Origin of the sequence: Aetokthonos hydrillicola CCALA 1050 (assembly GCF_017591665.1) — a bacterium.
GTDB lineage: Bacteria > Cyanobacteriota > Cyanobacteriia > Cyanobacteriales > Nostocaceae > Aetokthonos > Aetokthonos hydrillicola.
Map to the genome: position 1 here is coordinate 111,316 of NZ_JAAKGC010000016.1, position 11,814 is coordinate 123,129.

Consider the following 11,814-nt stretch of genomic DNA (forward strand, 5'->3'; position numbering starts at 1 on the left):
CTTCTATGGTATGTTAAAGACCAGCTATATATTGAAATTTAAGGACTTACCTACTGCACAAATTTCTTCTCTTGTGTATAGCGATGCGAGAGAAACCTGTTCTAGAAGCAGACAAGATCTTAATTACGGATGTCGCTATTCAAGGCTGGGCAGTAGCAACTGCAATAGAAGCTCATCTCCTGTTAGAATATGGGCAAGTTGACGATGCGCAGAATTTGCTGGATAGGGAAGTTATAAGCTTTAGAAATATTGCTATTAAGTGGGCAGATTCATTACTAGGTAATGAGCTTTTACAAATTGCTACTGCCTATCGTTTTGCTGCTCCTATTTTTAAGGAACATATAACGCCAGAAAGGGTGGATAGAATAGCTTATATTTCTTCTGTGGATAAATCTTTATCGAAAAACGAAATAAAACGAAAAAAAAATTTCGCTGAAGTAGAGTTTGAGATGTATTCTGCTCGGCAAAGATTTGACACAAAATGGATATACCAGCAAATTGCTGTTGCCGAATATCTCGATACTTTGAGTGAATTGTTAGCTAGATTAGAGAGTTTGCAGCCTTTTGCAAACCTCTGTAAAAGTACAGGTGTCAAGAGTAGTCGTGAGCTTCTTCTGGGTGATGATGCTGATCCGGGCTTGTACGGCATTAAGCTGATATAAGCGTTGATGATGTTGTGTTACTTGTTAATTTTTTATCAGTTGCTAAAACACATTTTGGTCAAGGGCGATCGCCGATTTCTCTAGCTATGTTCAATGATTGTTGGTGAAACTGAATTGCCTGTTGGTATCGTCCCAACGAGTAGTAAGCGTTACCTAAATTACTCAGAGCAATGGCTTCACCTTGTAGAGCTTCAGGTAGAGTAGGAGCGATTACCGTTCCAGATAATTTTTCTTAACGGCTTATCCTAATATATGGGGAACAGCTTTCATTTTTGCTAACCATTTAAAATTTTACGAATATCTTTCAACATTAAAAACAAATGTAATTGATCAGTTGGACTACTTTCAAAATCAAATTGCTCATACCATTCCCGTGCTTCATCATCTTTAGCATGAACAAGTAACGCACGAATACCAATAATATCAGCAGCTGCATGAACACGTTTTAAGCAATCTTTTAATAAACCTTTGCCAATACCCTTTCCCTGGTTGTCTTTATCAACTGCTAAACGTGCCAAAAGTGCCACAGGAATTGGATACTTGGGTAGTCCTTTTACAATCCGACTTGGAGCATCTTTATGAGCAACAGACGCTACAGTGAGGCTATAATAGCCAATTACAATCCCATCTGAGATAGCTACGTAAGTTGTAGAGCTATCAGAGCGTTGATTTTGTAAAGCATAATCTGTCAGAAATTTATTTAGAGCCGCCTTTCCACAATTAAAACTTTTAACATTGTGTTCAGGCGATAATTTTTCAATATAAGGTTTATCCAAGGGTAATGAATTATTCAAAGACACTTGGCTCCCTCAATAAGCGAGCCAGACGAGGCTTTTCTTGTGGTGGAGAATCGAGAGCAGCTTGAAAAGCTTGCCACTGCTCATCATCCAAGACAAAAAGACGGCGATCTGTTAGTGTTTCTTGCGCTGCAATCAAACCATGCTCTAGTAAAAATTCACTAACACTTTTGTGATTAGCCGCCGCCGCCTGTTGTAAAAGTTTTTTAACCTTATAACTAGTGCGGATATCTATCCGTTCTGTCCTGGATTCATTTAAAGTACTCATCTTTTTTTAGCTATCTCTAACAATAACTAAAAGCTATCATACACACATTGTCCTGACAATAGAATCGGAAGTATAAATAACTACCCACAATTGTATTACCCAAAACCCTGGGTTCGCGGCGCAAATTCGGGAGAATTCTGCGTAGTTGGAACTTTTTAGCCTTTCTGAATGCGCTTGGCAATGATATTGAAATCATAGTAAAGCCTAAACCTGAACATCGCCAACACGGTCGAATAAGCGTTGTTTACTAAGCAAGAACTCCTGGTTCGCCAATTTCTAGAGGGTTTGGGAATGGGCAATAAGCTGCGCCTCAGGTAGAGTAAGGGCGAACGCTGTTCGCCCGAGATGTATTTCAGCAACACCTAACCCCTACTTAACCTGAATTGGGGCTAGAGCAACGCCTTGGTAATAATAGTTCAGAATTTGCAGGTGGTTGTATCCGCGTTTAGCTAGATTGTACGCTCCCCACTGACTCATACCTATACTATGACCCCAACCACTGCCTTGAAGGACGAAACTGCCATCTGGAGCCTTACTAATTGTGAAGCGGGTACTCTTGAGCTTGAGTGCAGTTCGTACATCTTCTCTTTTTAAATCTTTAACGCCTTTATCACCAATAATTCTTAAGGCTGTCACACTGCCAAAGGGAGAAAAACTTGCTGGAATCATCTGCTGGACATTGCCCACACCAGGAATATCAGCGCTAATTTCCGCAGGGGAGAAGGTTTTTACCCATTTGCATTCGCTGACATTTTGATCGAAGTCTTGTACACCACGTAAGTAGGGTTCAGCGCTTCCCCAAACATCTTCCACATTTTCGGTATGCCCACCAGAGCAATTGTGAAAGACAGAGAGAATAATCTTATTTTTGTAGGTTAGTACTTGCCCTGCTGTAGCATCAACAGCCGCGTAAGTACTACGAGCTTCACTCATGACGCCTTTGTACATTTGCCAGTGATCTGGTGTAGCACCTAGATCGTAAATAGGATTAGTACGCTGTCTTTCGCGTTCGTATAGGGCAAATGTGCGGGCAGTTATTGCTTGGGCTTTCAGTGCTTCTACAGGCCAAGCAGCGTCCACTTCGCCACCGAGAACACTATAGAGATATTCTTCTAAATCAACCCAGTTAACGGCAGCTAAACCTTTTGCGGTAGGGATGACGAGTACTCTACCTCGATACCAGCGATCGTTAATGTAAACAAATCCCTTACCTGTTGGTTCAATCCAAAACAGACCAGATCGCCAACTATCTAAAGCAACTCCCCCAGGAACAGCTTGAGCATAAAAGGAACTCATTCCTGGTAACTGTCCTAAACTACGACCGCTACCATCCTTGACAGATGCAGTTGTGGAACTACCAACTTTGACTTGATTCACTCCATTTTGAATTGCCACACGCAGAATCACAGAAGCTTGCGCTGGAGCGATTAAAATGCTCCACAAAAGAATACCAAGCCACCAATGGCGTCCTTTAATTTTGGAAAATAACGCGGTTAAAAACAGTTGGAATTTCATGCTGATAATCTAGTCACGGCTTTTGAACAACGACGAGCAGTAGGTATTTCTTGCTCCCCATTTATAGCAATAGTAGGCAAGATGACAATACTAAAATCTCAATCAAAAGGATATACTCATCCAAGGCTTACAGTATGCGTAATTTATCAAGATAGCGGATTAAAAAATCAGATGCTGACAAGATATGAATCTCCTGGTATTCTACTAGTACAAGCAAATCTTTATCACCGGATATAATTACTTCTACAGGAACAGCGAGCGCCGTCTCAAAAAGGATTTTATCTTTGGGATCCCTTAACTCAGGAATTGGGGAAAGCGGTAAAGGTTGGCAAAATTGGTTTATTTGTTTAACTTCTGATAGTAGATAATTAGCCGTTATCCCTAACTTTTGTAAACGAGGCTGTAGTTTAGGATAATTTAAAGTTTCTTCTAGTTCTTGAAGCAAGGATAAAGAAGTATAAAGAGTAATTATTTCTTTTTGAGCAAACTCAATAATTGTTCTAGGATTACCGCCCCATAGCAAACCAGATATCCAGACGTTCGTATCAAGTAAAATTTTCATTGTTTGATATTTTACGCCTGACTTCATTAACCATTGCAGTAATCTCCTCCATTGAAGGTTGTTCTGGATCAGTCCCAAGTTCGTCTAGCTTTTGCCAAAGACAAGATAGACCATTAGGCTTTTGAATTTTCTTAAAAACAAGCATGTCGTCCTCTTGCCAAAGGTAATATTCGTCACCAGGCTGAAGACTAGATAGTACTTCGGGTGGAATTTCTAACTGTCCTTCTGCTGTAACCTGAACTACTAAAGCTCGTGTCATTGTTCTTATCCCTCTATACAAACACGTTGAAATTACCTTCTTATATTTTTATCTCTATGATTCTTAGTGATCTCATGGTAACAAAAAATCAGGCAAAATAGATTTACCCAGTTGACGTGTAGCTTTGTTAATCATCCTCGCAAATCGGATATGCATCTCATCTACTTCAACGGGCAAAATATGAGCTAGTGTACCTTCTCCTAAATAGGAGATTACATAATTTGCTGCTTCTAAACCGGTAACATAAGCCTTTTCCTGCGACCATGAACCATGGCTGTTAACAATCCAATCACCACTCATGAACACGTTATCAAAACTGGTTTTTACTGGCAACATATATTGATAACTACCTGGCGCAAAGTGAGAAACTGCTTGAGGTAAACGAATTACACTGCTATCAATTAGCTTAGCCTGCTGAAACTCTGGCACACAAACTCCTAAATAACGTTGAACGAGTGGCAGAATTTGTTCATCTTGGAGAGGAAGCAACTGATTTGCGTGATAAAAATCAGCTTCAATAACTGTCCCTGGTTCATCCCGATATTCATCATGCAGTGCATTTAAATCGAAGAATGTCCATCCTGTAGTTGCATCAAAACCAAAGCAAGCATTAGAAGGACGCGGAATATTAATTTTACTGTCAAACCATAATCGAGTTGCTAAAACATCAATTGCGCCTAAATTATTCAAATTCCTGAACTCTTCACGGCTTTGTAAGCTTGGACTACCGGATACAATCTTTTTCATACCGGTAATACCAACAGCAAAAATCACTGCATCAGCGTCAAACTTCTCATTATTACAAATAACTCCTGTAACTCGATTATTACTATCCACAATTAAATCGGTAACTGGGTGTTTTGCTAAAACTCTTGCACCAGCTTTTTCAATCTGTTTAATCCAAGGGTGAAATATTTTTTCTCCAACTGTCCCTCGACACCAAACAACATCAAAGTTTGGTTGATGGGCTAGAATGAAAAAATAAAGCATTCCTAAAGCAGCAGCAGCTGAACACTGTTCTCCAGGAGCAAATAACCCTACCAATAACATTGGTTCAAAAGATTCACGATAAAGTCGTGCTGAAACACCAAAATCTTTAAACAATTCTCTAGCAGTTACAGAATCATAACGTCGCCAAGCTTCGTCAGAATTATCAAAATCAATAACCGAGTAAAGTAAAGGTAAAGCACTAAGGCGGTCAATTAATGGTAAACGCTTAAATTGTGTGTAGAGAAACGTTCCTAAAGGTGTCGGGAGTTGTGGCAAATTTTGAAAAATCGGTGATTCAACTTCTAAGCCTACAGGAGAATATTGAGATGAACGAGTCCAGCTAGTAAAAGGACTGATTTCTAATTCATTGACAAGAGAGAAGATATTGCTGTAAGGGTACCAAAAGCCGTGAATACCTGCTTCTACAGAACGACCTTTGGATGTTTTCCAACCTGCTACTAGTCCACCAGGATAGGAACCTGCTTCTAGAAGTGTCACATCGTAACCTTGTTTTGCCAAGTGATAAGATGCGCTTAAACCAGCCCAACCTGCACCAACTACGACTACCTTCTTGGCTTGCTCTCCTTCAGACATATGATCCCCTGACTCCTAATTCCATTATCATATCTTACCTTTAGCGCTCAAAAAGCACTTGCGGTTAATATTGACTTCAGAGTATAACCAAAAACATATATTAAGAATTCAGGAGTCAGGAGTCAGGAGTCAGAATAAACCTTGGGCGCTTGAAAACCACCACTAATTTGTAGATATACTATGCTGAATTCTAATTCCGTATACTGTTAAGTAAATTTATTGAGGAAGCGTTTAATGAGTCAATTAGCTAATACAAAAATTAGGTTAGATGATTTTCAGTTTCGGGATGGCATTTATTTTCCCAAAGACTACGAGCAGTTGAATAGCACTGAACATAAACAAAAATGGGATAAGATTGGCAAGACATACTATGGCTCCCAAAAGATAGAAAAAGCGGCAGAAACATCGCCAATTAAACAAGATTATACTCTTTTAACAGGTAAGCCAGGAGGAACTTGGAATAAGCTATCTTTAAACAAATCTGTCGATTCTATTCTTGAAATTGGCTGTGGTTACGGCAGGATTCCTTTACATTTATCCAAAGATAAGAATCTGAGGTGTCAGAATTACTACGGTCTTGATATTTCTGAACCTTTGCTGCGACGTTTGCTTAAGTGTAAGCAAGAATATGATTTCTTTCCAGATGCAGAATTTCACATTATTTGTGCTTCAGCTGAGCTATTACCTTTAGAAGATAATTCTATAGATTTTGTGATGTCTAATTGTGTATTTATGCACATACCAGATGCACAAATCAGAAATCTATTGGTTGAAATATCTCGTGTGCTGAAACCAGGCGGAATTTTTATTTTTAATCACTCTTTCCACAACAAGTCTTGTCCTTCGCATATAATCCATAATTTTGTAAGAAGGCTCAACCCCGTTAACCAAAATCCAGTTTATCTAAAGCAATATTCTGGAGATGAGATAAAAGCAATGTTAACTGCTTCTGGAATTACTACAAAGTGTCCTCAGTTCACTGTAGAACCAACAGAAGAGTATGCAATTTTGCCGCAGAAAATTAAAGGTATCCCAGTACCTTTTTCTGAAACAATAAATAGAAGTATCAAACCCTCAGGCTCAATGAAAGAAACTTTGGCTTATGGATATAGTGCATACAGTAATAATTTATAATACGGCAGCTTAATTTTCTCGAATCCAGATAGCCAATCCACCGCCACGACCCCGAGCTGCGATCAAGTCTCCTGTAACTAAGAAGAATGTAAAAAACGGTAGTTTAGCTATGGGTTGGTTATAAAAATTCTCAGACTTAACTTTACCACCACGAATTTCTTGGTTATAAACAACACGACCAAACAAACTAACTTGCATTTGGGTAAAGTCAAAGGTCAATATATTTTTCTTGCCTGGATATTTTGCGGGACCTACCAGCTTTAACAAAAGTGAGCCTAATTGGAGTTGATTGCAAATTTCCCCTTTACCTAAGGCCGAATCTAAGGAAGCGTTAAAGGAAATTTTTGCAATGGCGAATTTTGGCAAATAAAAACCCTTGCCTAAGACAATTCCCCCTCGCTTTCTAACTTTCTTAGTACCAGTGATAAAACATAATCGCCATTGACCTAATAAAGATTCAAAGGGGTATGACAGGCGTTCCTCTTTGGCTGCTTTTTCTGCTTGTAGCAACGCATCAACAACCACAGCAGCACTAGGACGTTCTTTATTTTGTTCTCGATAAGCAGCCGCCGTCTGTGTTAGTGTATCTATGAAATCTGGTTTATCTTGTGACGTTAAATTTGCAGTCATAAAAGCAAAATTTTATAATTTGAACTCATAATCTAAGCTAAGAGATATTCTGAATTCTGAACGCCATATGCTTTAAGTCGGCAAAGCCCCCCAACGCAATGGCTCCTCCTGACTCCTTCTTCATTTTTTTGATGTAAATTCAATTACACCTTGATCTACAAGCTCCCACTTTTCTTTTCCTTCTTCTTCTAAAGGTTTGACTATTGCTGGTTTAAATATTTTTAATTCAGCACCTTCTTCCTGCCAGTTACCATGACATGTAAAAGCTGTTTCTAAACCTTTGTAGTTAAATTCATTGACTTTAAAGTTATGTTCGGGAAACAATAAATACTTTTTTTGCTCACTAGTCACTATCCAATAAGTTCCCTTAACATTTTCTTGGAAAAATAATCTAGTTGGTTTACCAAAACTGTCTTTTTCAATCAATTCTTGTATTGGTAAAACTTTGACAAGATGCCTGAGATTTTTTTTATTTTGCTCATTATTATAAAGTTTATCTACATCTTTTTCCTCTGTATTATGATTAAAAGAATTTGTTATTTTAGGAGATTTACTCTCCACTTTTGATAAAGCTTGAATAGGTACTAATTCTGATGATATTTTTGTTACACTGCTATTAGATCCATTTAGTTCTTTACTTATTGATTCTAAATGTTCTTCTAAAGAAAATACCTTAAATGTTAGGTTATTAAGACCAGTATAAAATTTCTGCATTTCTGCTAAAAACAACTTATGATCCTCAGTTGCTTGTTGCATATGCTGGGATATTTGTTCTCCTTGAGGTGCCTTTGCTAATTGTTCTAAACTAGCTAGCATGTGTTGACGCTCTTGTTCAACTTGACTTAACCGAGATAAAAGTTGTACACGTTCGTATTCAGATTGGTTTAGCTGTGAACGTAATTGCTCCAACTGAAATTGAAGTTGTATGTACTCGTCTTGTGCTTGTTCTAGCTGTGCTTGTAATTGAGATGAAGGAGAAGCATTACAAAATTCCAAAATTCCTTTTTCTTCTAACATCCACTCACCTTTAGAAGTCAGCAAAACTCTAGCAGCTTTTGTTAGAGTAAATTCTCTAGCAGCCTCTGCTTGGTATCCTTGACACTCAAATAAAGATTTAACTGTTTGATACTCAAAGGAATTTATCTTGAGATTACTTTTGGGCAAAAGTAAATAGCTGCCATCTTCTGTTAATATGAGCCAATAATTGCCGTTACGTAATTCAATTAAATATATCGGTTCCTGATGGAGATTTCTGAGGCTTTCTTCCTTAATAGAGACTTTTGTAACATTTTTTGATAAAGGTTTAGGAGCATTGTTATAAATTTCTAGTAGATCTTCCTCAGACAAACTTACTTTACAATTTTGATTTGAAGACATAAGATAAATAGTTTAAAAATGATTATTGAATTTGTTATGATTAAAAGAGTCGTTTCTTTGGTTTTATAACTAAAAATTATTTCACTGCAGAAGCTAAACTGCACCAGATGGTCTGTCTGAGCTTCGCGTTGATTAAGCTAAAGAAATTATAGCAACTTTATCCTATTGCCGGACAGACATAACCATTCTCCTAGTGCAAAGTAGACTCTGGCAAATCTAGGCTTGGCTATCTTTTACGATGGCTATAGTATAACTAAACCAAAAATAAATTATTTAAAGTTTTTCAAAAAGCAATTTTCCGCCTGTTTCATAGCTGTGCCACTTAAAATTGTAATTGGCCTTGCTCACTAAGCTGCCAAGTTTCTCCTTGAGATATAGGCATTACCTTTCCTGGTTTACATAACTGAAAGTGAGTATAACCTGGTTGATAGTTGTTACACACGAATAAAGCTTCGACGGTTTCATAATTAAATTCGTTAATTTTAATACTTTTTTTGGGAACTAAATAGTTAAAATCTTTACCGGTTAATACCCAATAATTACCTTTACCTCTACCTACTCTTTCAAGAACTATTGCTTGCTGAAGACCAAGGCGGCGTTGAGTGATACTATCCTCTCTTGCTGAGACTTCAATGGCATTATGTGATAATGAACCTGGGTCTGTGTTATACCTCTCTACCAGTTTTTTAATATCTGGGGATTCTTGGGATATTCTGTATCTTTGTGAAATTTGAGTAGGATTACGTTCTGTTGCAAAACGAGGAAGATTATGCTCGTCTTGATTCTCAGTAATCTGTCCATGTGTCATTTGTCGTTTCCATTCTGCAAGCACCTTCTCCAATTCTGTGTGAGTGACAAAGTGATCTTGAAGAATTTCTGATTCAGCTGATTGATTTACTGAAATTTGAGTAACTCGATTTCTATTAGCTCGAGTTCTATTAGCTGGAGCCTTTGCCGAATTTCGTGTTAAGAGAGCATACGTGGATACTACTACTGAACATCCAGACAAAAGTATTGCTATATAACTTAGAGTAACAGCTTTGTCATCTGAATTGTTAGGCAATCGCGTTTGCGTAATGTTCCCGAGCGAACTAGCACTTTGGCTTACTACCCCTTCCCCTAAGCGAGCTACGTGTAGCCTGTCGGAGGTAACTAAAGCTGGTTGTAAAGCTAGATTTGTAGGCTGTTGTGAAACTGATAATTTTAAATCTTTGATTTGATGATCTAACTGAGTCAAATTAGATTTCAAAAATTTATCAATTTGACTTTTGAGATTTTTGTTAGATTCCGTGATTGGAACCTGTCCTAAATTTCTTTGAATTTCCAGAAGTGTTCGTTTATTCCATCCCTTTTGTGTTGGTTTAATGACTTTTTGACGAAGACTTTCTATTAATATATTTATTTCACCTATTTTTGTTTTTATTTCCTCTGGTGGTTGAGAGGTAAACATTTTTTTATTTATTAGTTCAGATAATTCTTCTAGTTTTTTGTTGACTTGAGATGATCTAAGCCCAACTTGTGATGCTCTTGATTTTCCAGTCACTTCCTGGCTAAAAGCTTTAACAGCAGCGTCTACTTCTTGATAATTGCTATCAAGTTCTTTCTGCAAATTTTCTAGCTTTCGATTATCTTGAACCTGTACCTGTTCAAATGTCGTTGCTTGGGGATTGTCACTTTTTCCATCATTTTGCTGTTGTATTTTTTTACAACCAGCTAACAAACTAACTCCTAGTACAAAAATCAGGAAATATCTGGAAGAATTTCTTTTACCCATAAAGAATTACCTCTCAAATAGATGTAAATTCGATTACACCTTTATCTACAAATTCCCACTTTTCTCCCCCTTGATCTAAAGGTCTAACTATACCTGGTTTGAGTATCTTCAGAGCACTTCCTTCATTCTGCCAATTTCCATAACAAGTAAAAGATGTTTCTAAAGCTTGGTAGTTAAACTCGTTTAATTTAAAATGATGTTCAGGAAACAAAAAATATTTTTGCTTGTCAGCAATAAATATCCAATAAGTTCCCTTATGATTTTTTTGAAAAAATAATTTAATTGTTTTTCCAAGACGGTCTTTTTCAAGACTGTCCTGTGTAAGTGAAACTTTTATAACAGATTCAACAAATTTTTTATGCTTCTCGTTATACAATTTTGCTAATTCTGTTTCTTCTTGATTTAGAAGCAAAGGCTGCCTTGTTATATGAGATTCACTGCCAATTTCTGACAAGTTTTTAACAGTAAGTTTAGTTGCTGTATTTTGAGAATAATTGTCTTGCCTTTTATCTCTATGTTCAATAGTTTCTTTTTTTATTTGGTTGTCTACTGTATATTGACCTGATAAATTTTTTAAAGGTATTTTTATCGCATCTACTAATTCATCTATTTTTGATGGTATGGATGATATAGGCTGTAAAAGACTTAATAATAAACGCTCTCTTTCTTCTGCTTTTTCTACTAATTGCTTGTAGAGATTTTCAAACTTGCTATTTAATTTTTCTTTTTCCTCTCTTAGTTTTTGATATTCTCGCTTAAATTTTTCTAATTCATCTTCTTGTTCCTGGCTTTTCTGCCACTGATTCTGCGCCCACTTTTCTTCGTCTGAATTGGGTAAGGAATGAAAATTCCAGCTACAGGTTGGACACAAGGAATTGGACGAATCAATGGTGATACGTTTACAAACACGACAAGACAACATAATTTTTTCTAAACATCATAAAACCATTAACTAACCATATATAAACTGCTGTCCTGTAATTGTCGGACAAAATTTGTAGTGATCCATTGCTCTTAATAGCTTACCTGATATCATCTACATTTAGACACCTAATTATACGTTCACCCATTGATTATAAAAAAAACCCTCTATTTCCCAATCCCCAACCCCCAGTACCCAATCCCCAGTACCCAATCCCCAATCCCCAAATCCCCAACCCCCCACTCCCCCCACCCCCACCCACCAACCACCCTAAACACAACCATCTAACCAAACACAAATACAAACTCCCAACAACAACTTTCTCTCTTC

General features: G+C 37.3%; 13 protein-coding genes. 2 read left to right on the forward strand and 11 right to left on the reverse strand.

Going from position 1 to position 11,814, the window contains the following annotated elements; genetic code table 11:
* Positions 1-83: 83 nt before the first annotated feature.
* Complete coding sequence (locus tag G4P69_RS10955) at positions 84-662, forward strand: hypothetical protein (RefSeq protein ID WP_208342919.1); 579 nt, start codon at positions 84-86, stop codon at positions 660-662.
* Between the two features lie 58 nt (positions 663-720).
* On the opposite strand, the gene G4P69_RS10960 is transcribed toward G4P69_RS10955, so the two are convergent.
* The 7 genes from G4P69_RS10960 to G4P69_RS10990 form a co-directional block, all read right to left on the reverse strand.
* The gene (locus tag G4P69_RS10960; protein ID WP_313890543.1) at positions 721-873 is read right to left on the reverse strand and encodes a tetratricopeptide repeat protein; all 153 of its coding nucleotides are present in this window, start codon (positions 871-873) and stop codon (positions 721-723) included.
* A 64-nt stretch (positions 874-937) separates the two neighbouring features.
* The gene (locus tag G4P69_RS10965) at positions 938-1,456 is read right to left on the reverse strand and encodes a GNAT family N-acetyltransferase (RefSeq protein WP_243902931.1); all 519 of its coding nucleotides are present in this window, start codon (positions 1,454-1,456) and stop codon (positions 938-940) included.
* Positions 1,449-1,727, reverse strand: a complete 279-nt coding sequence (locus G4P69_RS10970) for a type II toxin-antitoxin system TacA family antitoxin (protein WP_208345283.1) — start codon at positions 1,725-1,727, stop codon at positions 1,449-1,451. Before G4P69_RS10970 ends, G4P69_RS10965 begins: the two co-directional genes overlap by 8 nt.
* Positions 1,728-2,096: 369 nt before the next feature.
* A complete protein-coding gene (locus tag G4P69_RS10975) occupies positions 2,097-3,242 on the reverse strand; it encodes a SpoIID/LytB domain-containing protein (RefSeq protein WP_208345282.1) in 1,146 nt (381 codons plus the stop codon).
* A gap of 127 nt (positions 3,243-3,369) precedes the next feature.
* A complete protein-coding gene (locus G4P69_RS10980; RefSeq protein ID WP_208345281.1) occupies positions 3,370-3,804 on the reverse strand; it encodes a putative toxin-antitoxin system toxin component, PIN family in 435 nt (144 codons plus the stop codon).
* Entirely contained in the window at positions 3,788-4,063 is a 276-nt protein-coding gene (locus G4P69_RS10985) for a hypothetical protein (protein ID WP_208345280.1), read from the reverse strand. Before G4P69_RS10985 ends, G4P69_RS10980 begins: the two co-directional genes overlap by 17 nt.
* A gap of 72 nt (positions 4,064-4,135) precedes the next feature.
* On the reverse strand, positions 4,136-5,647 hold the full coding sequence (locus G4P69_RS10990; protein ID WP_208345279.1) for a hydroxysqualene dehydroxylase: 1,512 nt from the start codon (positions 5,645-5,647) through the stop codon (positions 4,136-4,138).
* 234 nt (positions 5,648-5,881) lie between these two features.
* Here G4P69_RS10990 and G4P69_RS10995 point away from each other — a divergent pair, with 234 nt between their 5' ends.
* On the forward strand, positions 5,882-6,781 hold the full coding sequence (locus G4P69_RS10995; protein WP_208349712.1) for a class I SAM-dependent methyltransferase: 900 nt from the start codon (positions 5,882-5,884) through the stop codon (positions 6,779-6,781).
* A gap of 9 nt (positions 6,782-6,790) precedes the next feature.
* Here the strand turns inward: G4P69_RS10995 and G4P69_RS11000 are convergent, their stop codons facing one another.
* From G4P69_RS11000 to G4P69_RS11015, 4 genes are all read right to left on the reverse strand, one after another.
* Positions 6,791-7,411 carry a hypothetical protein gene (locus G4P69_RS11000; RefSeq protein WP_208349713.1) on the reverse strand — a complete coding sequence of 207 codons (621 nt, stop codon included), beginning with the start codon at positions 7,409-7,411 and terminating at the stop codon, positions 6,791-6,793.
* Between the two features lie 120 nt (positions 7,412-7,531).
* A complete protein-coding gene (locus tag G4P69_RS11005) occupies positions 7,532-8,788 on the reverse strand; it encodes an MCP four helix bundle domain-containing protein (protein ID WP_208349714.1) in 1,257 nt (418 codons plus the stop codon).
* 322 nt (positions 8,789-9,110) lie between these two features.
* On the reverse strand, positions 9,111-10,562 hold the full coding sequence (locus G4P69_RS11010) for a hypothetical protein (RefSeq protein WP_208349715.1): 1,452 nt from the start codon (positions 10,560-10,562) through the stop codon (positions 9,111-9,113).
* Positions 10,563-10,575: 13 nt separating this feature from the next.
* The gene (locus tag G4P69_RS11015) at positions 10,576-11,484 is read right to left on the reverse strand and encodes a hypothetical protein (protein ID WP_208349716.1); all 909 of its coding nucleotides are present in this window, start codon (positions 11,482-11,484) and stop codon (positions 10,576-10,578) included.
* Between the last annotated feature and the right edge of the window lie 330 nt (positions 11,485-11,814).

What these genes read in the sequence shown, in the direction of transcription:
- G4P69_RS10980 (WP_208345281.1), bottom strand. Translation starts at nt 3,804, where the DNA reads ATGAAAATTTTACTTGATACGAACGTCTGGATATCTGGTTTGCTATGG.
- G4P69_RS10995 (WP_208349712.1), top strand. Translation starts at nt 5,882, where the DNA reads ATGAGTCAATTAGCTAATACAAAAATTAGGTTAGATGATTTTCAGTTT.
- G4P69_RS10975 (WP_208345282.1), bottom strand. Translation starts at nt 3,242, where the DNA reads ATGAAATTCCAACTGTTTTTAACCGCGTTATTTTCCAAAATTAAAGGA.
- G4P69_RS10955 (WP_208342919.1), top strand. Translation starts at nt 84, where the DNA reads ATGCGAGAGAAACCTGTTCTAGAAGCAGACAAGATCTTAATTACGGAT.
- G4P69_RS11010 (WP_208349715.1), bottom strand. Translation starts at nt 10,562, where the DNA reads ATGGGTAAAAGAAATTCTTCCAGATATTTCCTGATTTTTGTACTAGGA.
- G4P69_RS11015 (WP_208349716.1), bottom strand. Translation starts at nt 11,484, where the DNA reads ATGTTGTCTTGTCGTGTTTGTAAACGTATCACCATTGATTCGTCCAAT.
- G4P69_RS10990 (WP_208345279.1), bottom strand. Translation starts at nt 5,647, where the DNA reads ATGTCTGAAGGAGAGCAAGCCAAGAAGGTAGTCGTAGTTGGTGCAGGT.
- G4P69_RS10970 (WP_208345283.1), bottom strand. Translation starts at nt 1,727, where the DNA reads ATGAGTACTTTAAATGAATCCAGGACAGAACGGATAGATATCCGCACT.
- G4P69_RS11000 (WP_208349713.1), bottom strand. Translation starts at nt 7,411, where the DNA reads ATGACTGCAAATTTAACGTCACAAGATAAACCAGATTTCATAGATACA.
- G4P69_RS11005 (WP_208349714.1), bottom strand. Translation starts at nt 8,788, where the DNA reads ATGTCTTCAAATCAAAATTGTAAAGTAAGTTTGTCTGAGGAAGATCTA.
- G4P69_RS10985 (WP_208345280.1), bottom strand. Translation starts at nt 4,063, where the DNA reads ATGACACGAGCTTTAGTAGTTCAGGTTACAGCAGAAGGACAGTTAGAA.